The following is a 21,872-nucleotide window of genomic DNA, read 5'->3' as shown; positions in this document are numbered from 1 at the left end:
TCATGTCAATTCCTTAAGGCAGTCTAACCTTGTCGGGTTACTAATTGAATCTTTTGCGTTAAAGTGTCGGCTGTTTCATTGATTTAGTACTTTGCTTTGCGATACTCATTCGACCATTACGACAGCCACGGATACCTGAAAGCGCCACTGATGCTCTGGTTAGGCTGGTTTTTTTTAGCCCGTGCATGGGTCGTGTTTGCGGTGGCAGGCGTGAGCCGAGAAAGCGGAACACGCATTTTGCAATGGGTGTATCCAGACAACCACACCCTTTACCTTGGGCTGCTGATCGGCATTCCCAGTGTCGGTTTGATGTGGGTGATGGGGTTGAGGAAATCGGATCGCCACTGGGTGGACAAAATTACTCAGAAGGGACGAGTGGCGACGCTGGCACTTATCGCCGTGCAACTGCTGCAAACGCTCTATCACGTCTATTTAGAGCATGGCCAGTTTAACTGGGCCAACGCATTAACTTTGCTGCTACTGCTGTGGTTTGGCATTTATCTTTTGAACAGCCAATGGGTCAAAGATTGTTTTAATGTGCCCAAAATGCCAAATCAGGGTGAAAATCACTGATAATCATCAAAATATTTATCGCTATTTCGCTCTACACTGGGGCAAAAAAGAGGAGTTTATCATGTCACTTGCGCAATCCGCGATCTTGCCAGAAGCTGGGCCTTTTGCCCTGTACACCTTACTTAAAGTGAATCGCAATGCCGCTAAGGTGTTGGCTGAACTGCAATCTTTACCGCAAAAGGTGGAAACGCTCAATCAATCGCAACCCGGCGCCAATCTCACCGTATCGATCGCCTTCAGTAAAGCGTTTTGGCAGCAGCTAGACGTCTCGATGCCGGAAGAGCTTATCGATTTTCCTCAGCTTGGTGAAGGTGAAGTCATAGCACCGTCAACCGAGGTTGATGTGTTGCTGCATTTTCATTCACAGCGTCATGACTTGCACTTCTACTTACTCAGAACATTGCTGACAGAAATGGCCGACGACGTGACGGTCGTTGATGAAACATACGCTTATCGCTACCTCGACGCGCGTGATATGACCATGTTTATTGATGGTACCGAGAATCCGAAAGATGAACAACGTGCGCAAGTTGCGCTTGTGTCTGACGGCGAATTCGCTGGTGGTAGTTATGTGATGGTGCAACGTTTTGAACACAATCTGCCCGCTTGGGATCGTCTCAATATTGCGGCGCAGGAGAAAGTGATTGGTCGAACGAAGCCCGATTCGATAGAGCTGGATAATGTCCCGGCCGCTTCTCATGTTGGCCGAGTGGACATCAAAGAAGAAGGCAAAGGCTTGAAGATTGTGCGTCATAGCTTGCCTTACGGCAGTGTGACTGGCGCTCATGGCCTGCTGTTTATTGCTTACTGCCACACACTATATAACTTTAAAGTGATGCTAGAGAGCATGTACGGTGTGACCGATGGAAAAACCGACCAGTTGCTGCGCTTTACCAAAGCGGTCACTGGTGCTTACTTCTTTGCCCCTTCGCTTACGATGCTAAGTGAACTGTCAGTAAAATAAGTGCAAACCTCAAACTGCATCGCGGGGAGCATCGGCTCCCCATTTTTTATCCATTTTTTGCTCAAGATGTGGATGGATTGGTCGATAGGAAGCTAATCCCTCAATCCGTCTGTGAGATCTCATGGCTATTACTGTCAATACCAACGTCTCTGCTTTGGTAGCACAAAGGCACCTGAGTAGCGCAAGCGAAATGCTCAATCAATCTTTGGAGCGATTGTCGTCAGGCTCTCGCATCAATAGTGCCAAAGATGATGCCGCTGGTTTACAAATCTCTAATCGTTTGCGCGCGCAAATGAATGGCTTGGATATGGCGGTGCGTAATGCCAACGATGGCATCTCAATCATGCAGACTGCCGAAGGTGCGATGAATGAGACCACCAATATTTTGCAGCGAATGCGTGATCTCTCACTGCAATCCTCTAACGGTTCCAACAGTCATGCTGAGCGCATTGCTTTACAAGAAGAGATGTCGGCTCTGAATGATGAGCTCAATCGTATTGCCGAAACCACCTCTTTTGGTGGACGAAAGCTGCTTAATGGTACTTTTGGTTCTTCATCCTTTCAGATTGGCGCAGATTCGGGTGAGGCGGTTCAGGTTCAACTGAACAACATGCGTAGCGATGTGGCGCAGATGGGCGGATTTAAATATGTCGCCAACTTAGCCGCGGGTGGGGACTGGACAGTGGCTCCAGGGCAAAACGATCTCAATATCAGCTACGTGAACGCTTATGGGGAAACGGAAAGTATCGATATTGAGGCCAAAGTGGGCGATAACATCGAAGAGATCGCTACGTACATCAATGGCCAAACTGACCATGTTTCTGCCTCGGTCAATGAACATGGTCAACTGCAGCTTTACATGGCTTACTCGCAGATTGACCCCATTCTTGGTCAGCCGATATTTTCCGGAGGGCTGGCGGATAGCCTGCAAATGGTCGCTGGCGGGAGTCAAATGGTTGACGAGTTGGACATCACTACCGTGGGCGGGGCGCAAAGCGCAGTCGCGGCACTCGATACGGCACTGAAATACGTGGACAGTAGCCGTGCCCAGCTTGGTGCTTACCAAAACCGCTTTGGCCACGCGATCAACAATCTCGACAACATCAATGAGAACTTGGCTGCATCCAATAGCCGAATCAAAGATACGGATTATGCCAAAGAGACCACACAAATGGTCAAGCAGCAGATCTTGCAGCAAGTGAGCGCTTCTATTTTGGCACAGGCTAAAAACGGCCCCAACTTAGCGCTCACCTTGCTGGGATAACCCTGTAAGAGCATGGCTAAAGAAAAAATAACCGCTTTTATCGACGAAAAAAAATAAACCTTTAGCCCTTTTTTGAACTTTTTTATCACTTTTACCCTTTTCATCACGTATTCCTCGCTAAAGAATCTTTTTTCAAAAAAATTGTCTTTTTTTGCTAAAGGATTTTCCAATTGAGCCGTTAATAAAAGTAACTTTGAGAGAACTACTTGGTTTTCCGAGACGTCGGAAACCGTAACATCGGAAAATCAATTGGAGAATTCATCATGGCAGTGAATGTAAATACCAACGTAGCAGCAATGACAGCACAACGTTACCTAAACGGCGCAAACAGCGCGCAACAAACGTCAATGGAACGTCTGTCTTCAGGTTTTAAAATCAACAGCGCGAAAGATGACGCAGCGGGTCTGCAAATCTCGAACCGTTTGAACGTACAAAGCCGTGGTTTGGATGTGGCGGTACGTAACGCCAACGATGGTATCTCCATCGCGCAAACCGCCGAAGGTGCGATGAACGAAACCACCAATATCCTGCAACGTATGCGTGACTTGTCTTTGCAATCGGCTAACGGCTCAAACTCCAAAGCAGAGCGCGTGGCGATTCAAGAAGAAGTGACGGCGCTTAACGACGAACTGAACCGTATCGCAGAAACCACATCATTCGGTGGTAACAAACTGCTTAACGGCACCTACGGTACCAAATCAATGCAGATTGGTGCGGACAACGGTGAAGCGGTCATGCTGTCTCTAAAAGATATGCGTTCAGACAACCAGATGATGGGTGGTGTTAGTTACCAAGCAGAAGAAGGGAAAGACAAAAACTGGACCGTTTCTGCGGGTGACAACGACTTGACCATCTCTCTGACCGACACGTTTGGCAACGAGCAAGAGATCAACATCAACGCCAAAGCGGGTGATGATATCGAAGAGCTGGCCACCTACATCAATGGTCAAACCGATCTGCTGAAAGCCTCAGTCGGTGAAGGCGGCAAACTGCAAATCTTCGCAGGCACCAACAAAGTTGATGGCGAGATCTCTTTCTCCGGTGGTCTAGCGGGAGAGCTAGGTATCGGTGAAGGCAAAAAAGTGACGGTAGACACCATTGACGTGACCAGCGTGCAAGGTGCGCAAGAGTCGGTAGCGATTCTCGATGCTGCGCTGAAATACGTGGATAGTCACCGCGCAGAGCTGGGTGCGTTCCAGAACCGTTTCAACCACGCAATCAGCAACTTGGACAACATCAATGAGAACGTGAACGCGTCGAAGAGCCGTATCAAAGATACCGACTTCGCGAAAGAGACGACTCAATTGACCAAAACACAAATTCTGTCGCAAGCATCCAGTTCGATTCTTGCTCAGGCGAAACAAGCGCCAAACTCAGCGCTCAGCCTACTGGGTTAAGTTTAGCCCTACAGAAAACTCATTGGCTCGTGGTGAGAGATGAGCGAGTAAAGCCTGACTTCGGTCAGGCTTTTTATTGCGCCTTAGCTAAAGTCAGAGACACGGATGAATTGACAGCCTCCCATAAATTGATTTGAGATCACACTTTCTTCCGTTGGATGAAAAAATAGCGAAAAAAACTAAAATTCTCCTAAAGGTATTCTTAGCGCCGCCGTTACAGGACTGAGAGAAATGAGATGTGCCAGAGTGAGGTGAGAGACACGATGGTACATCAACAAAAGCCTAAGGAGATCAATTATGGCTATGAACGTAAACACCAACGTGTCAGCGATGACCGCACAGCGTTACCTAAATCAGGCTGCTGAAGGTCAACAAAAATCAATGGAGCGCTTGTCCTCGGGCTATAAAATCAATAGTGCGAAAGACGATGCCGCTGGCCTACAAATTTCTAACCGTTTGAACGCGCAAAGTCGTGGTCTGGATATGGCAGTGAAAAATGCAAACGATGGCATTTCAATTGCTCAGACCGCTGAAGGTGCGATGACGGAAAGTACCAACATCCTACAACGTATGCGTGACCTTGCGCTGCAATCGTCTAACGGTTCTAACTCGAAAGCAGAACGTGTGGCGATTCAGGAAGAAGTGACCGCGCTGAACAAAGAACTGAACCGTATCGCTGAAACCACCTCATTTGGTGGTAATAAGCTGCTAAACGGCACGTATGGTTCGCAATCTTTCCAAATCGGTGCTGACTCCGGTGAAGCGGTTATGCTTTCCATGGATAGCTTACGTACCGACACTGATGCAATGGGCGGTATGAGCTACAAGTCAGAAGACGGCGTAGCTGCAGACTGGAAAGTCACCAACAATACCGACCTCACCATGACTTATACTAATAAGGAAGGTGAAGAGAAAGAGATCACCATCAACGCGAAAGCGGGTGACGATCTAGAAGAAGTGGCAACGTACATCAACGGCCAAAACGAAGACGTGAAAGCGGCGGTGGGCGAAGGTGGTAAACTGCAATTGTTCGCTTCTTCTCAACGTGTGCAAGATGGTCAAGTTGAATTCGGTGGTGGTTTGGCGTCTGAGTTGACGATTGGTGACGGTGAGAAAACCAACGTACAGAAGATCGACGTAACAAGCGTTGCAGGCTCGCAAGAAGCAGTGTCTATCATTGATGGTGCACTGAAAGCGGTTGATAGCCAACGTGCCTCTCTGGGTGCGTTCCAAAACCGTTTCAACCATGCGATCAGTAACTTGAGTAACATCAACGAGAACGTAAACGCATCGAATAGCCGTATCCGAGATACTGACTACGCGAAAGAAACAACTCAGATGACCAAGACTCAGATTCTGCAACAAGCGAGTACTTCGATTCTGGCGCAGGCGAAACAGTCACCATCTTCGGCTCTTAGCTTGTTGGGCTAATCAGAGCGAGCTAAATTCAGGTTTAGCTCAGCTTTGATGAGTAGTAGCTCATAAAGGTGGAAGGGAGATTGTTATGGAAATATCATCCTACACATCGAACATCCAGCCTTACGGCTTGCAAAATGGCACAAATGTTGCTTATGACAAAAGTGGTGCTGTGCCTAGCATGTCTGGTCCGAAAGAGAACTCTTCGCCGGAGACGGTGAAAAATGATGATGCTAACTTTTCAATTGAAGCTGCGGTAAAAATGTCGCAAGAGCGACAGCAGCTCAATCGGGAAGAAAGGGTCAAAATGGTGGAGAAAATGAATGAATTTATCTCTTCCATTAATAAAGGGGTCTCTTTTAAAGTGGACGAAGAATCAGGCAAAGATGTTGTGACGATTTATGAAGCCCGTACGGGAAACATAATTCGTCAGATACCTGATGAAGAGATGCTAGAGATATTCAGACGCTTAGTCTCACAAGCTACCCGATCTGGTTTGTTGGTAGATAAAGTGTAAGTCGTTGTTGAGGTGATTCAATGAGTTTAGGCCCTTTGGGGATGTCTGGTGGCATGGATATCAATTCCATGGTCAGCAAAGTTGTCGATGCAGAGCGTGTGCCAAAGCAGCTACGTATCGACAACGAGCGGGCCCAAATTGATACCAGCATCAGCGCCTATGGGCGGCTCAGAGAATCGTTGGATACGATGAAAAATATGATGGCGAACTTTCGTCAGGAGAAGGCTTTTGCTGTGCGCAAAGTCGACACGACTGACGATAGTATCGTCTCAGCCACTGCAACTACCGATGCGATTGCCGGTAAATATGCCATCGATGTGTTGCAGCTTGCTCAGAGCCATAAGGTGGCTTCGGACGTTCTGGCCGAAGACGCAAAATTTGGCCCTGGGAAGCTGCAGATTTCGCTTGGAGAAAAAACCTTTGACGTGAATGTCAGTGCCGATTCGAAACTGATTGACGTGGTTAGAGGTATCAACACTTCTGGTAAAAACACGGGCGTTCGCGCATCGGTCATCAACGATGTGGAAGGCCCCCGCCTGATCCTTGCCTCGACAGTCTCAGGTAAGGATAACCAAATTCGTATTCACGTGGACGCCGAGCGAGGCGATCCGCTGAAAAAACTCGAGTATAAAACCCTCGAAGAGCGTGTCAAAGCGCTGGAAAAAGCGCGTATTGCCGCCGAAGAGGTGATGCAAGAGGTAAAACCTGACTCGGCAACAGCCTCTGCCGACGGTGTGGAACAAGGCGCAGAACCTCAGTTCGACGAGCAGGGCAACCCTATTCCCATTGCTGAGGGCGCAACGGATGCAGACAGTGACACCGAACTGAAAACAGACACTGATATCGCTGCTAAAGGCGATAACATGTCTTCTGATACGCAGAGCAACGAGCCTATCTCCAGCTTTGGTGCCGATGCCGCGAAAGCGGGTCAAGAAGCGCTCGATGCTGCCCAAGCCGCTGCTTCGTTACTCCCACAAGACAACATTCCTGGCTGGACCGAAACCGCCTCCGGCACCTTACTCGACTCTTACTATACGCCCGAGCTTGAATTAGACGAAAAGGCGATAGAGAAAGCCCCTGATGTTCCTGGCTGGACCAATACTGCTTCTGGAACGTTGACCGACTCTTACGTGACACCTAAAGAGGCACAAGCCAAATTAGAGGCCGAACAAGAGAAAGTCCAACAAGAGCTGGCGCAAGAGAAAGCGCGCATTGAGGAACAACTGGCGCAAGAAAAAGCCCAGTTAGATGAAAAAGTCGCTAAAGGGGAACTGACGGAAGAGCAAGCCAAGCAAATTCAACGCGCTAAGCTGGATCCGCAAGAGCGTGAACGCCTTGAACGCATCGATCAGGCGCAAGAGGTATTGCAGCAAGCTCAAGAGTCCTTTGATACCTACAATGGTATGAATGAGGTACAAAAAGGTCAGGATGCCATGGTCGTTCTAGATGGGGTTGCTCAGTTGTCGAGCAACAACAACATCATCGAAGATGCGATTGAAGGTGTCGATTTGGCCTTAAAAGGCACAACACCACGCAACAAAGCGCCAGCAGAAATTGGCGTTGAGTATGATAGAAATAGTGTGCGCGAGGATATTGAGACCTTTGTCAACGCGTACAATCAGTTTTACCAAACCGCCAAATCTTTATCGGGTGTTGATCCGGCAACTGGGCAAAAAGGCCCTCTGGCAGGGGACAGCACTGTGCGTAATGCTGATTCACGACTTAAAAGCGTTTTTTCATCCCGGATTGATAAAGCGCCAGAAAATCTCAAATCACTGACCGAGTTTGGTATCACAACCACACGTCAGGGAACGCTGGAGATCAACTACGACATGTTGGATCGCCAGCTTAATAACAACTTCAACAAGTTGGAAGATTTCTTTGGTGGCAACACCGGATTTGCTAAACGTGTTGAAGATGCCATTCATGGAATCACTGGAGTGACCGGCTCGATTCGAACCCGTGAGAAGAGCCTGTCGGAACAAACTTACCGTTTATCCGATGAACAAGCGGCATTGGATCGCCGGATCAACAGCCTTCAGGAACGTACTCACGCGAAATTTACTGCAATGCAGGACGCAACGAGTAAAATGCAAGGGCAACTAGGTGCTCTGATGAATGCATTAGGATAACCTCGAATGACCTTGCTGGCACAATTGTGTGATTTGGATCAATTAATTTCTCTCGAACTGGAAAAAGACGAAATTAGTACTGAAGATTTGCTACAGCTAGTCGATAACAGGGAACAGTTATTGCAGAGCCTTCTTCAACAGGTGGTGCAAAACCCACAGTTGAAGAGTGACGAAGAGTGGCGATTGATGATCACTCGAACAAAAAGGTTGCTGGAACGTATGCAGGAAGAGACCAATAAAACGGGTTTACAATTGCAAAAGTTCAGACGAGGTCAGCGTTCCCTTCAACAGTACAAAAAGTTTACATAAAAGAGGAATACTATGCGCGGTTCATTACAGGCTTACAAAAAAGTGTCAGTGGATAGCCAACTCAGTGCTGCGTCTCCGCATAAAGTCATTCAAATGCTGATGGCGGGTGCAATTGAGCGTCTGATCCAAGGCAAAGCGGCCATGCAGGCGGGTAATATTCCGGTCAAAGGTGAGCGTTTGGGTAAAGCTCTAGACATCATCATTGCGCTACGTAGCTGTTTGTCGATGGACGATGGTGGTGACATTGCACGCAATCTTGATCAATTGTACGAGTTTATGATCACGCAAATCTCCAATGCGAACCACAAAAACGATCCTCAACCCATTGACGATGTTATCGACATTATTCGTGAGATTAAGTCAGCTTGGGATCAGATTCCGAACGAATATCACAATTTAACCGCCGCAGCCGTTGGGATCTAATGGGATATCAAACTTTTAACCGAGCTCACACCACGTAATTGCTTGGTTGCCTTATTTTTTTATTCAAATAAAATAGAAGCCATTACTAGCCCTAATGGCTTTTTTTGTTGCTGAATTTTCTGTTTTGTCTATCGTTAGTTGAGTGAAGCTGATAGAAGGCTCACTTATTACCGTACCTCAAGATCTGGCCGCAACATACCATAAACAAAGGCAATTATTCGTACTTATGCAAGGTTTGGCAAAGCTGCTTGTAATCGAAGATGATGAGAAAAATCGTCTTAATTTAAGCAATATATTGGAATTTGTTGGGGAAAATTGCGAAGCACTCCCTTCTGCTCAGATAGAAAGTGTTGATTGGTCAACGGTATGGTCGGGTGTGATCGTTGGCTATGTGCATGATCGTTCACTGGCAGCGGTGATGGCTAAACTCCACGCGGCACATCATATCCCTTTACTGGTTATGGGCGATTTCGCGCATCCGGTTGACGACATGCCAAACTTGATTGGTGAACTGGAATTCCCGCTAAATTATCCGCAACTCAGTGAAGCACTCAGGCACTGCAAAGAATTCCTTGGCAGAAAAGGGGTTAATGTTGTTGCTTCTGCGCGTAAAAATACCCTTTTCCGTAGTTTGGTTGGTCAAAGTATGGGCATCCAAGAGGTACGTCATCTGATCGAACAGGTGGCGGATACGGAAGCCAACGTACTGATTCTAGGAGAATCAGGCACGGGCAAAGAAGTGGTTGCACGTAATATTCACTACCATTCTACACGTCGTAATGGCCCTTTTGTGCCGATCAACTGCGGTGCGATTCCACCTGATTTGTTGGAAAGCGAGCTTTTTGGACATGAAAAAGGCTCATTTACTGGCGCGCTAACCACACGCAAAGGGCGCTTTGAGCTAGCCGATGGTGGCACCATTTTCTTAGATGAAATTGGCGACATGCCAATGGCGATGCAAGTAAAACTCTTACGCGTATTGCAAGAGCGTTGTTTTGAACGCGTCGGAGGCAATGCGACGTTAAAAGCGAATGTGCGTGTTATCGCCGCGACACATCGCAATCTGGAAAGCATGATTGACGACGAGAAATTCCGTGAAGATCTCTACTACCGTTTAAATGTTTTCCCAATTGAAATGCCAGCGTTGAAAGAGCGCAAAGAAGATATCCCGCTGTTGTTGCAAGAGTTGATGAGCCGTTTGCAAGCCGAGGGTGGACAGCCCATCTGTTTCACTCCTAGAGCGATCAATTCCTTAATGGAGCATGATTGGCCCGGTAATGTGCGTGAGCTCGCCAATCTGGTCGAGCGGATGGTAATCCTCTATCCCAACAGTTTGGTGGATGTCAATCACTTGCCAACCAAGTATCGCTACAGCGATATTCCGGAGTTTCAGCCAGAGCTCTCTTCGTTTGCTTCTGTTGAAGAGCAGGAGCGAGATGTGTTGGAGGATATTTTTTCTGAGCATTTTGATTTTTCTGAGAAAAGTGATTTTGACAGCAATCTCAACGCACCGCAGTCTCTTCCGCCGGAAGGGGTGAACCTGAAAGAGTTGTTGGCGGAGTTGGAAGTGAACATGATTAACCAAGCGCTAGAAGCGCAAGGTGGAGTGGTTGCGCGTGCGGCGGACATGCTTGGGATGCGTCGGACGACATTAGTTGAGAAAATGCGTAAGTACAACATGCAGCGTTAACCTCTTATGAGGCGTCAACTTCTTGTCTCTCTGTTAACGTATTGAAAAATATAAACAATAGCCTGGCATGCATTTTGCGTGACAGGCTATTGTAGTTTTATAGGCGAGAATTCGACACTCCATGGATAACCTCATCAATCAGTCTCACTTAGATTCGGTAGAAAGTCAGGTAGAACGTTACAAACAGGTTTTGGATGTGATGCCCGCGGGTGTTATTTTGCTCGATACTCAAGGGGTGGTCAGAGAAGCTAATCCCGAGGCGCATCGTATCCTGCAAGTGCCACTGGTGAACGAAAAGTGGTTTTCTATTATTCAAGCCGCGTTTGCCCCGCGTGACGATGATGGACACGAAGTGTCGCTGCGTAATGGACGCAAAGTGCGCTTGGCTATCTCGGCGTCGGCAACGGGCCAATTGATTCTAATTACCGACCTCACCGAAACTCGCCTGTTACAGTCGCGAGTGAGTGATTTGCAACGCTTGTCATCGCTTGGCAGAATGGTTGCGTCGCTGGCCCATCAAGTCAGAACCCCGCTCTCCAGTGCTATGCTTTATGCATCGAACTTGGGAGCGCCAAATTTGCCCAGTGCTACGCGGGAGCGTTTTCAATCCAAGTTGATGGATCGCTTGCAAGATTTGGAAAAGCAGGTCAATGATATGCTGTTGTTTGCCAAGGGGGGAGACAATAAAGTCATCAAGCCGTTTACTATCGAGCAACTGGTGAGTGAATATCAACCCATGGTCGAAACCGCGCTGCGTAGCAACCAGATTGACTACTGCCAAGAAGTGGAAGGTGAGCAGACGCAAATACTCGGCAATGTGAATGCTATCGCTTCTGCGTTGAGTAATCTGGTGATGAATGCTATCCAGATCGCCGGAAAAGAAGCCCAGATCGATGTCTATTTCCGCCCAGTCAATGGTGAGCTACGCATTTCTGTGCAAGACAGCGGTCCGGGCGTACCGAAAGAATTACAAAATAAGATTATGGAACCCTTTTTCACTACTCGTTCACAAGGCACAGGCCTTGGGTTAGCCGTGGTGCAAATGGTGTGTCGTGCCCATGATGGACGGCTAGAACTACTTTCTGAAGAGGGCGATGGCGCGTGTTTTACCATGTGCCTGCCTCTTGAGCGCAATCAGCTTGCTTCGACGGAAGCAGAGAATTAACCACATTGGAGATCTGAAATGGCTCAAAGCAAGGTGTTAATCGTAGAAGACGACGAAGGTCTGCGCGAAGCGCTGGTCGATACATTGGCATTAGCGGGGTATGAATGGCTCGAAGCAGATTGCGCCGAAGATGCACTACTCAAACTCAAAGCCCATTCGGTGGATATTGTGGTCTCTGACGTACAAATGGCCGGCATGGGTGGGCTCGCACTATTGCGTAGCATCAAGCAAAACTGGCCAAATTTGCCGGTGTTGCTGATGACGGCGTATGCCAACATTGAAGACGCCGTGTCAGCGATGAAAGAAGGGGCGATTGACTACATGGCCAAGCCTTTCGCGCCAGAAGTGTTGCTCAATATGGTCAGCCGTTACGCTCCTGTCAAATCGGACGACAATGGTGACGCGGTAGTGGCGGATGAAAAGAGCTTACGACTGCTTGCGCTGGCCGACAAAGTCGCGCGCACCGACGCCAACGTGATGGTGCTTGGCCCAAGTGGTTCGGGCAAAGAAGTGTTATCGCGCTACATTCACAATGCGTCGCTGCGTAAAGACGGGCCATTTGTTGCGATTAACTGCGCCGCGATCCCGGATAACATGCTAGAAGCCACCTTGTTTGGCTACGAAAAAGGGGCGTTCACTGGCGCAGTGCAAGCTTGCCCGGGCAAATTTGAACAGGCGCAAGGTGGTACGATTCTACTCGATGAGATCAGTGAAATGGATCTCAACCTGCAAGCCAAACTGCTGCGCGTACTGCAGGAGCGAGAAGTGGAGCGCCTGGGTAGTCGCAAGAGCATCAAGTTGGATGTGCGCGTCCTAGCCACCAGTAACCGTGACTTAAAGCAGTATGTTTCCGAAGGGAATTTCCGAGAGGATTTGTATTACCGTCTGAATGTTTTCCCATTGACTTGGCCTGCGTTACGTGAGCGCCAAGGGGATATCGTACCGCTCGCCAAACATCTGGCAGAGCGTCACTGCATGAAACAGGGGATTGCGGTACCTCGTTTTTCACCTCAAGCGCTGGACAAACTTACGCATTATCCTTGGCCGGGTAACGTGCGCGAGCTAGACAACGTGGTGCAGCGCGCCCTCATCTTAAGTGAAAACAGCGATATCGAGCAGGATCATATCCTGTTAGAAGGGGTAGATTGGCAAGACGCCAACAGTTTGCAAAATGTGGTGCAGCAAACCAGCGATGCCGTAGTGCCGGACGTCAAACCGGTCGCGCAGCCTGATGCGTTTAGCCGTAGTATCGTTGGCGGAGATAGCTTAGGTAGCGAATTACGAGATCAAGAGTATGCCATCATTTTAGAGACTTTGATTGAATGCCAAGGTCGCCGTAAAGAGATGGCGGAAAAACTGGGTATCAGCCCGAGAACTTTGCGCTACAAATTGGCCAAGATGCGTGATGCTGGTATCGATATCCCGGGATGAGTGTTCGCTGTTGGTCAGTTTAGTCAAGAAAGGGTAAACTGTGTCTTTGGTATGGCATGCTAATTGCGTTGTCAATATTACAGCGAAATGTCTGGTCAAACTTTTGGCGTTGAGGTGAAGATGAGAATTGACGGATTACAAGGCGAAATGCGCGCCATGATGCTGGAAGCGACCAACGCATCTACACCAGCAACAGGGGCGAAAGTCAGCGCTGATTTTGGCAATATACTGAATCAGGCCATCAATAATGTGAACGCGTTACAAAAATCATCCAGTGATTTGCAAACCCGTTTTGATCGTGGCGACGCCGATGTATCGCTCTCTGATGTGATGATTGCTAGAAACAAATCCAGTGTGGCGTTTGAGGCCACCTTGCAGGTAAGAAACAAACTGATTGAGGCATACAAAGACCTCATGAATATGCCAGTCTGAATTTAGGTAGTACATTGTGGCTGAAGAGAATAAATCAACGGATCTGACTGTTACTGATGGAGCATCCAACAACGCTATGGTTGCTCAATCAGACATGGATCTCGACGGACAAAACCCCGATTTGGATGAGCGCAGTTCGTCCAAATTTGATATGGCCGTTGGTGATCTTGATCTGTTGCGTCAGATTGTTCTTGTGGTTTCCATTTCCATCTGTGTGGCGTTGATCGTCATGCTGTTTTTCTGGGTAAAAGAGCCCGAAATGCGTCCGTTGGGCATTTTCGAAACCGAAGAACTGATCCCGGTTCTCGATCATCTCGATCAACAAAAAATCAATTACAAACTGGATGGCAACACCATTTTGGTGGAAAGCAGCGAGTTTAATTCGATTAAATTGGATATGGTTCGCTCTGGCCTGAATCAAAGTACCCAAGCCGGTGACGATATTCTGCTGCAAGACATGGGCTTTGGCGTTTCGCAACGTCTAGAACAAGAGCGTTTGAAACTCAGCCGTGAACGGCAGCTAGGCAAAGCCATCGAAGAGATGAAGCAAGTGCGTAAAGCGCGTGTGCTGCTTGCCTTGCCGAAGCAAAGCGTGTTTGTGCGCCACAATCAAGAGGCTTCCGCTTCGGTATTTTTGACCTTAGGTACCGGTGCCAACCTCAAACAGCAAGAGGTGGATTCGATTGTCGACATGGTGGCGAGCGCCGTACCGGGCATGAAAACCTCTCGTGTCACCGTTACGGATCAACATGGTCGATTACTAAACTCGGGTTCACAAGATCCAGTCTCCGCAGCTCGGCGCAAAGAGCAAGAGTTAGAGCGCAGCCAAGAGCAGATGCTGCGAGAAAAAATTGACTCTGTGCTTATTCCTATTTTGGGTTTTGGCAATTACACCGCGCAAGTTGATATTGAAATGGACTTTAGTGCGGTCGAGCAAACACGAAAGGCGTTTGACCCCAATACCCCAGCCACGCGCAGTGAGTATGCGTTAGAAGATTACAACAACGCCAACATGGTGGCGGGTGTGCCGGGTGCGCTCAGTAACCAGCCGCCGGCAGATGCCTCTATTCCGCAAGATGTCGCTCAAATGAAAGACGGTTCGGTGACGGGGCAAGGTTCGGTGCGCAAAGAGTCGACGCGTAACTTTGAGCTCGATACCACCATCAGTCATGAACGCAAGCAGACTGGTATCGTGACACGTCAGACGGTGTCAGTGGCGATCAAAGATCGCGCAGCGGTCAATCCGGATAACGGCAGTGTCACCTATACTCCTCGTAGTGAAGCGGAAATTAATGCTATCCGCCAAGTGCTGATTGGTACGGTCGGTTTTAATGAAAACCGCGGCGACTTACTCAATGTATTAAGTATGCAGTTTGCTGAACAGGAACCGGAAAAGCTGGCTGACGTACCGATTTGGGAACATCCAAACTTCAACGACTGGGTGCGCTGGTTCGCAAGTGCCTTGGTGATCATTGTGGTGGTGTTGGTGTTGATTCGTCCAGCGATGAAGAAACTGCTCAACCCTGCGAGTGACGATGAAAACGAAATGTACGGGCCTGATGGCCTGCCGATTGGCGCCGACGGTGAAACCAGCTTGATTGGCAGTGACATCGAAAGTAGTGAGTTGTTTGAATTTGGGTCAAGCATCGACCTGCCAAATCTGCACAAAGATGAAGATGTGTTGAAAGCAGTGCGTGCATTGGTTGCAAACGAACCTGAGCTGGCGGCTCAAGTTGTGAAGAATTGGATGACGAATGGCTAACGAAATTGCAAATCAGGAAGCAAGCGGCGAGATGGATTCAACAGGAGTCGATATTTCGACCATCACTGGTGAAGAAAAAGCAGCGATTTTGCTGCTGAGTCTCAATGAGCAAGATGCGGCTGGAATTATCCGTCACTTAGAGCCAAAGCAGGTTCAACGGGTGGGGAGTGCCATGGCGAAAGCCAAAGATCTCAGCCAAGACAAAGTATCGGCGGTGCACCGAGCGTTTCTGGAAGATATCCAGAAGTACACCAATATTGGTATGGGCAGCGAAGACTTTATGCGTAATGCGCTGATCGCGGCACTGGGTGAAGACAAAGCCAATAACTTGGTCGATCAAATCCTTCTCGGTACAGGCTCTAAAGGTCTGGATTCCTTGAAGTGGATGGACCCAAGACAAGTGGCGAGCATCATTGTTAACGAGCACCCACAAATTCAAACGATAGTATTGTCCTATCTGGAAGCGGATCAATCAGCGGAAATCATCTCCCAGTTCCCAGAGCGGGTACGCTTGGATTTGATGATGCGTATCGCTAACTTAGAAGAAGTTCAACCGTCTGCACTGGCAGAGCTGAACGAAATCATGGAGAAGCAGTTTGCTGGTCAAGCGGGTGCGCAGGCGGCGAAAATTGGCGGCCTGAAAGCAGCGGCCGAAATCATGAACTACCTCGACAACAACGTCGAAGGCTTGTTGATGGAGCAGATCCGCGATCAGGACGAAGATTTGGCAACGCAGATCCAAGATCTGATGTTCGTATTCGAAAACCTTATCGAAGTGGACGACCAAGGTATTCAGAAGTTGCTGCGTGATGTTCCTCAGGACGTGCTGCAAAAAGCACTCAAAGGCGCCGACGATGGTTTGCGCGACAAGATCTTCAAGAACATGTCGAAACGTGCTGCTGAGATGATGCGCGACGATATCGAAGCGATGCCGCCAGTGCGGGTAGCCGACGTGGAAGCTGCGCAAAAAGAGATCCTCGCTATCGCAAGGCGACTGGCCGACAGTGGCGAAATTATGCTCTCCGGTGGCGCAGACGAGTTCCTCTAATCGATTATTTCCTCGCCCCGTTTCGGGGCGTTGTTTTCTGTACAAAGGTGTAAGTGCATGGCGGAAAGAAAACGTGGTTTTATTCGTCCCGGCGAAGATGACGCAGTCCCACAGCCAAAACGCTGGGGCCTGCCGGATTACGGTGCTGAGGTAAACAAACAAGCGAAAGAGACCGCTTTTAACTATGACCCCGGCTGGATGCCCGACTTTGAGAAAGCAGAAGAAGAGCCAGTTCTTGAGTTAACCGAAGAACAAATCGAACTCATCAAGCAAGGGGCTTATCAGGAAGGGCTATTTCAAGGTCAAGAGGCTGGCTTCAAGCAAGGTTTTGAAAAAGGTAAGGAAGAGGGCTTTGCGGTCGGTCAAGCAGAAGGGCTAGAACAAGGTAAAGCGGAAGGCATCGCCGCCGGTGAAGAGCATGTTAAACAACAAGTTGAAACCTTTGTTAGCCTCGCCAATCAATTTGCTCAGCCACTGGAGCTGATGAGCAACCAAGTTGAAAAGCAACTGGTGGACATGGTGCTTTGCTTGGTGAAAGAGGTGGTTCACGTTGAGGTGCAGACCAACCCGCAGATCATTCTTGATACCATTAAAGCCTCGGTAGAGAGCTTGCCTATCGCTGGTCATCCCATCACTTTGCATCTGAATCCTGAAGATGCCGAGATTGTTCGTTCCTCGTATGGTGAAGACGATCTGGCGTTTCGCAACTGGACACTGGTCTCTGAGCCATCACTTAATCGTGGCGATGTGCAGATTGAAGCTGGCGAGTCGAGCGTCAGCTATCGCATGGAAGAGCGCATCAAACACGTGATACAAAATTTCTGTGGCACTAATCGTCACCACGGAGGCGAATAATGATCTCGCTGGCGGAGCGACTGAAAAGTTACAAAGTACAAGGGTTGACCACACGCCCAGTTGCCGCTGGTAAATTGGTGCGCGTGATTGGTTTGACATTAGAAGCGACCGGTTGTCGCGCGCCTATCGGTAGCCTCTGTTTGGTTGAAACGATGACCGGGCAAATGGAGGCCGAAGTGGTTGGTTTCTCCGGTGATAACCTGTTTTTGATGCCCAGCGAACAGATCACGGGAATTTTGCCTGGTGCTAAAGTGACGCCATTAACGGGTGAAAGCGGTTTGCCTGTGGGCATGGAATTGCTTGGCCGAGTGATTGATGGCGTGGGCAATCCGCTTGATGGATTGGGGCCGATTTATACTGAGCACCGTGCTTCTTTCAATGCCCAACCGATGAATCCTTTGGCGCGCAAACCGATCACTGAACCGCTGGATGTCGGATTAAAAGCGATTAATGGTTTGCTGACCGTCGGTAAGGGGCAGCGTATCGGGCTATTCGCCGGTTCTGGTGTGGGTAAATCGGTCACGCTTGGAATGATGACGCGCGGCACCACGGCACAAGTTGTAGTGGTTGGGCTGATTGGTGAGCGGGGACGCGAAGTTAAAGAGTTCATTGAGGAGATCCTCGGAGAAGATGGTCGTAAACGTTCGGTAGTGGTTGCCGCGCCTGCGGATGCTTCGCCACTGATGCGCCTCAAAGGGTGTCAAACAGCCTTGACGATTGCGGAATACTTTCGTGATCAAGGGCTGGATGTATTGCTGCTGATGGACTCTCTGACGCGTTTTGCACAGGCGCAGCGTGAAATCGCGCTCTCTGTGGGAGAGCCGCCAGCGACGAAAGGTTATCCACCGTCGGTTTTCGCCAAGTTACCTGCGCTGGTTGAACGTGCGGGCAATGGTGGCCCACAACAAGGCTCGATTACTGCCTTCTTCACTGTGCTTACCGAGGGTGACGACTTACAAGATCCGATTGCCGATGCGTCGAGAGCGATTCTCGATGGTCACATCGTATTGTCACGTGAAATGGCCGATGCGGGCCATTACCCAGCCATCGACGTTGAAAAATCGGTCAGTCGTGTGATGCCGCAGATCACCACCGACGAGCATGTGTTGATGTCTAAAGCCGTACGGCAGATTTTATCTATTTGTCGGAAAAATCAAGATCTGGTGTCAATCGGTGCCTATAAGCCGGGAACGGATCAAGCCATCGATAGCGCCTTTACCCTCAAGCCAAAATTGGATGCCTATTTGCAGCAGCAAATGAAAGAGACGGTGCCGTACGCCATGTGTGTCAACATGCTAAAAAACGTGTTGGGAGTGTAATCACGGATGGAAAACGCGATGGACTTTCTGCTTGAGCAGGCCAAAGAGAGGGAGAACCAAGCGGTTCTGACCTTAAACAAAGCGAAAGCCGAATTAGAAAGTTACTACCAGCAGGTGGAGCAGATCGAAAAATATCGCCTCGACTACTGCCAGCAACTGGTCGAGCGCGGAAAAAGCGGTTTGAGTGCCAGTCAGTTTGTCCATCTCAACCGCTTTCTCAACCAGCTTGACGAAACGTTGGCAAAACAGCGCGGAGCAGAAGCGCACTTCAAACAGCAAGTGGAAAATAGTGAGCACTATTGGTTAGAGGTACGCAAGCAGCGCAAATCCTATGAATGGATGATCGAAAGAAAGCAACAAGAGAAACAGAAAGCCGAAGCTAAACGAGAGCAGAAGCAAATGGACGAGTTTTCGACCCTTAGTTACGCTAGGCGCAAACCGCATTATTAATCAGCTCTCAAAATGGCGTGTTTCTTGCAAGTTAACTGCCTAAAATCCCCACTGACGCTTATCCAATAAGTGCTGCGAAGAGACTGTGACTATGAATGTAAATCTGCAATCGGTATCTATAACAGGTAAAACAGCAGGAACGACAGCTGAAGCTTCAAGCAAAGAAGTCACTGGTGAGGTGGCCGAATCAGGCGGTTTTCTTCAAACTCTCGCCAAAGTCTTTTCTGGGCAAACGGACGACAAGAAAGCTGAGAAAACCGACAGCAGCGTTAAAGATGGGGCGCCTCTTAAAGCAGAACATCTCACCGCTGAATCTGAAGCCACACAAAACAGTGGAGGCGAAGCTGTCGATGGCGCTTCGCTTGAAGACGCGGAAAGCAGCGATGAATTGTTACAGGTGGGAAAGACGCAAACAGAGGGTTCTGCTCAGTCTGAGGTACAGGTATCTTCTGCAGGGCAGAGCGAGACTGTAGCGGCAACATCCTCCACAAACGCTCAAACAACCAATGATGTTGCGGCTGATGTAGGCGTAGCAAAGAGCAATTCCTCGACAAAAGCTGGCAGCGAAGAACAAGCGGTGCAAGAGAGCGTCATGCATGAAGGCTCAAAAATTCTTGGCCAGTTGGAGCAAGCTAATGCCACTTTGCAGCCTAAAAACGGTGGCAAAGCATTGCCGACAAAAGCAGTCGCTGAGGCCGTATCGCCTCACAATTCAGCGGATGGATTGCCAAGTCTTCAGTTAGAGGAAGGAGATGCGATGGCGCTTAACGCAAATCCACTCACCGCAGAACAGGCCACTTCTTTGCCTGGCTCGGCGCAAGTTGGCGTCAGTCGCCAAAGCGCAGACTCTTTGCCGTCTTCTGCAGCAAGTTCACTTCAATCCACATCGGCTCAGTTACCGCCTCAGGCGCTGTCAGCGTCTCGCGTTGCCGCAGGAGCTTTGCCGCTGGAAACTCTTGCTGCTGATCCTGCTACGGCCGCTCAAATGACCAATGGGCAAATTGAGTGGCACGCAACTGCCGGGTTGCAGATGCAAGCACAAGATGAGATTCCTCTAAACCTTCAGCAGCAAGTTTCCTCTGAGCTGCCAGTGATGCTAGTTCCTGCGCCGCGTTTAGCCGAAATTGAACAAAAGTTAGCGACAGAGCAAGCGCTCAATGGGGAAGATCAGCAGATCCTGCAAGGGCTACTTGATGGCCAGCTGCAAGTCGAAGATCCTGCAGTGCTGGCAGCCTTTCCCGCATTAAGCACTGTGCTGGTGGCGGCGAGCAATGCGGAATTAAATACGCTGCGAAGTGACGGGGTCGCCAACGCGCCTCGAGCTGCAATTGACTGGAACCAAGCTGCGCCGATAGATAATGCGCACAGTGCCAAGGAGAGCGGCGCAAAACTGGCCGCAACCACCACGGCGCTCTCTCAGGCGGTGCATAGCGCTTTGCAAAACAGCCAACCTACAGCCCAAGCGTTAGTGACGGCGCAGCCCACCGGCGATAAAGCTCCCACAACTGGGTTACCTGATGGCTTAGCGCCAAATGCGATGGCCGCGCTGCAGAGTACTGCGCAGCCCAATGTGACGCCAACAAAAGGGCTACAAGCGGCGTTGGCGGCCAGTGGCTTAACCGCGCTGAAAGGAAAATCAGCGAGCGAGCCGAGTAGTGAACGTGCCGCCAACACAACTCACAGCAGTCTCTACAGCGCGCAAGGCGCGCCAACCACCAACGGGCAAGTACGCGCTGAAGCTGCTTCACAAGTGCCAATGCAACTCACGCGTGAAATGGCCAGTGATCAGGTTGCAGAAAAAGTGCAGATGATGATGTCCAAAAACCTGAAGAATTTGGATATTCGTCTTGATCCGCCCGAACTTGGGCGAATGCAGATCCGCATGACCATGAATAACGATTTGGCCCATGTACATTTCACTGTGAGTAACCCACAAGCTCGTGAGATGATTGAACAAACCCTGCCTCGCCTGCGAGAAATGCTGGCGCAGCAAGGCATGCAATTGGCGGATTCTTCGGTGCAGCAGCAGGCATCTGGTCAGCAGCAGCGACAGTACTCTGCTGGTGGACAAGGCGATGGTCAACAAACCAGCCGATTTGCCTCTGGTAATGATGAAAATCTTGAGCCTGAGATGAAACTTGATGTAAATGTGGCATCAAAGCGTGATGGAATCAGTTTTTACGCATAAAATACAAGTTGTTAAGTTTACGGGATAAAACAGATCATGGCAGAAGAACTACAAACGGGTGAGGAAGCACCGAAAGGCAAAGGCAAACTTCTCATTATCATCGTCGCTGCGGTGGTGTTGTTATTGGGTGGCGGTGGAGCTGCATTCTTTTTAATGGGCTCCGACTCAGCAGAAGAGGCGGCGACCAAAGAGCAAGTGGAAGCAAAACCGATTGAAAACCCGGTCGCTTACGTCAATATTGCTCAGCCATTTGTCTTTAATGTCACGGGTGATAGCCGGGATCGTATGGTGCAAATCAAAGTCCAATTGATGGTGCGCGGTTCAGAAAACGAAAACCTCGCACGTTACCATTCGCCACTGATTGAAAGCTCGTTACTATCTACTTTTGCCTCGGCGACGGTGGATCAACTTCGTTCACCAACCGGGCGTGTTGAACTGCGTGATAAAGCGACAGAAGACATTAAGGCCGCGCTGACCAAGTCGGTCGGCCAGCCAGTGATTGAGAAAGTTCTGTTTACCGATTTTGTAATTCAGTAG

Annotated in this window: 20 protein-coding genes; all 20 read left to right on the top strand. The window is 49.2% G+C overall.

From position 1 onward, the window contains the following. Nucleotides 1-96: 96 nt before the first annotated feature. The 20 genes from EWA64_RS04655 (at nt 97) to fliL (ending at nt 21,872) form a co-directional block, all read left to right on the top strand. Nucleotides 97-573 (top strand): DUF2919 domain-containing protein, encoded by a 477-nt coding sequence (locus tag EWA64_RS04655; protein ID WP_061893412.1) that lies wholly within the window; start codon nt 97-99, stop codon nt 571-573. A 61-nt stretch (nt 574-634) separates the two neighbouring features. Then, a complete protein-coding gene (locus EWA64_RS04650) occupies nt 635-1,537 on the top strand; it encodes a Dyp-type peroxidase (RefSeq protein ID WP_061893432.1) in 903 nt (300 codons plus the stop codon). Between the two features lie 121 nt (nt 1,538-1,658). Beyond that, complete coding sequence (locus EWA64_RS04645) at nt 1,659-2,801, top strand: flagellin (protein WP_061893411.1); 1,143 nt, start codon at nt 1,659-1,661, stop codon at nt 2,799-2,801. A 263-nt stretch (nt 2,802-3,064) separates the two neighbouring features. Continuing rightward, entirely contained in the window at nt 3,065-4,198 is a 1,134-nt protein-coding gene (locus EWA64_RS04640) for a flagellin (RefSeq protein ID WP_061898397.1), read from the top strand. Between the two features lie 297 nt (nt 4,199-4,495). Then, on the top strand, nt 4,496-5,629 hold the full coding sequence (locus EWA64_RS04635) for a flagellin (protein ID WP_061893409.1): 1,134 nt from the start codon (nt 4,496-4,498) through the stop codon (nt 5,627-5,629). 73 nt (nt 5,630-5,702) lie between these two features. Then, nucleotides 5,703-6,131, top strand: a complete 429-nt coding sequence (gene flaG, locus EWA64_RS04630; protein WP_061893408.1) for a flagellar protein FlaG — start codon at nt 5,703-5,705, stop codon at nt 6,129-6,131. 20 nt (nt 6,132-6,151) lie between these two features. Further along, nucleotides 6,152-8,263, top strand: a complete 2,112-nt coding sequence (gene fliD / locus EWA64_RS04625; RefSeq protein WP_061893407.1) for a flagellar filament capping protein FliD — start codon at nt 6,152-6,154, stop codon at nt 8,261-8,263. A 6-nt stretch (nt 8,264-8,269) separates the two neighbouring features. Next, nucleotides 8,270-8,572, top strand: coding sequence for a flagellar rod protein FlaI (locus EWA64_RS04620; RefSeq protein ID WP_061893406.1), 303 nt, complete (start codon nt 8,270-8,272; stop codon nt 8,570-8,572). Nucleotides 8,573-8,584: 12 nt separating this feature from the next. After that, complete coding sequence (gene fliS / locus EWA64_RS04615) at nt 8,585-8,995, top strand: flagellar export chaperone FliS (protein WP_039437165.1); 411 nt, start codon at nt 8,585-8,587, stop codon at nt 8,993-8,995. A 226-nt stretch (nt 8,996-9,221) separates the two neighbouring features. After that, the gene (locus EWA64_RS04610) at nt 9,222-10,685 is read left to right on the top strand and encodes a sigma-54 dependent transcriptional regulator (protein ID WP_061893405.1); all 1,464 of its coding nucleotides are present in this window, start codon (nt 9,222-9,224) and stop codon (nt 10,683-10,685) included. 121 nt (nt 10,686-10,806) lie between these two features. Beyond that, complete coding sequence (locus EWA64_RS04605) at nt 10,807-11,850, top strand: sensor histidine kinase (protein WP_039430201.1); 1,044 nt, start codon at nt 10,807-10,809, stop codon at nt 11,848-11,850. A gap of 18 nt (nt 11,851-11,868) precedes the next feature. Beyond that, nucleotides 11,869-13,281, top strand: coding sequence for a sigma-54-dependent transcriptional regulator (locus tag EWA64_RS04600; RefSeq protein ID WP_061893404.1), 1,413 nt, complete (start codon nt 11,869-11,871; stop codon nt 13,279-13,281). A gap of 120 nt (nt 13,282-13,401) precedes the next feature. Next, a complete protein-coding gene (fliE, locus tag EWA64_RS04595; RefSeq protein ID WP_061893431.1) occupies nt 13,402-13,713 on the top strand; it encodes a flagellar hook-basal body complex protein FliE in 312 nt (103 codons plus the stop codon). Nucleotides 13,714-13,789: 76 nt separating this feature from the next. After that, the gene (gene fliF / locus EWA64_RS04590) at nt 13,790-15,475 is read left to right on the top strand and encodes a flagellar basal-body MS-ring/collar protein FliF (protein ID WP_139045614.1); all 1,686 of its coding nucleotides are present in this window, start codon (nt 13,790-13,792) and stop codon (nt 15,473-15,475) included. Further along, a complete protein-coding gene (fliG, locus tag EWA64_RS04585) occupies nt 15,468-16,523 on the top strand; it encodes a flagellar motor switch protein FliG (protein ID WP_061893402.1) in 1,056 nt (351 codons plus the stop codon). The genes fliF and fliG overlap by 8 nt, the downstream gene beginning before the upstream one ends. A 57-nt stretch (nt 16,524-16,580) precedes the next feature. Further along, nucleotides 16,581-17,378: a flagellar assembly protein FliH gene (gene fliH, locus EWA64_RS04580; protein WP_039430193.1), complete on the top strand. Its 798-nt coding sequence runs from the start codon at nt 16,581-16,583 to the stop codon at nt 17,376-17,378. Beyond that, nucleotides 17,378-18,697 carry a flagellar protein export ATPase FliI gene (gene fliI / locus EWA64_RS04575; protein ID WP_039430190.1) on the top strand — a complete coding sequence of 440 codons (1,320 nt, stop codon included), beginning with the start codon at nt 17,378-17,380 and terminating at the stop codon, nt 18,695-18,697. Before fliH ends, fliI begins: the two co-directional genes overlap by 1 nt. Nucleotides 18,698-18,703: 6 nt before the next feature. Then, the gene (gene fliJ, locus EWA64_RS04570) at nt 18,704-19,147 is read left to right on the top strand and encodes a flagellar export protein FliJ (RefSeq protein ID WP_061893401.1); all 444 of its coding nucleotides are present in this window, start codon (nt 18,704-18,706) and stop codon (nt 19,145-19,147) included. A 91-nt stretch (nt 19,148-19,238) separates the two neighbouring features. Then, nucleotides 19,239-21,335: a flagellar hook-length control protein FliK gene (locus tag EWA64_RS04565; protein ID WP_061893400.1), complete on the top strand. Its 2,097-nt coding sequence runs from the start codon at nt 19,239-19,241 to the stop codon at nt 21,333-21,335. A 36-nt stretch (nt 21,336-21,371) separates the two neighbouring features. Next, nucleotides 21,372-21,872 carry a flagellar basal body-associated protein FliL gene (gene fliL / locus EWA64_RS04560; RefSeq protein ID WP_039439954.1) on the top strand — a complete coding sequence of 167 codons (501 nt, stop codon included), beginning with the start codon at nt 21,372-21,374 and terminating at the stop codon, nt 21,870-21,872.

Origin of the sequence: Vibrio cidicii (genome assembly GCF_009665415.1) — a bacterium.
Taxonomy (GTDB): domain Bacteria; phylum Pseudomonadota; class Gammaproteobacteria; order Enterobacterales; family Vibrionaceae; genus Vibrio; species Vibrio cidicii.
The sequence above is the reverse complement of the archived record's forward strand: the minus strand, read 5'-3'. Positions and strand labels throughout refer to the sequence as shown.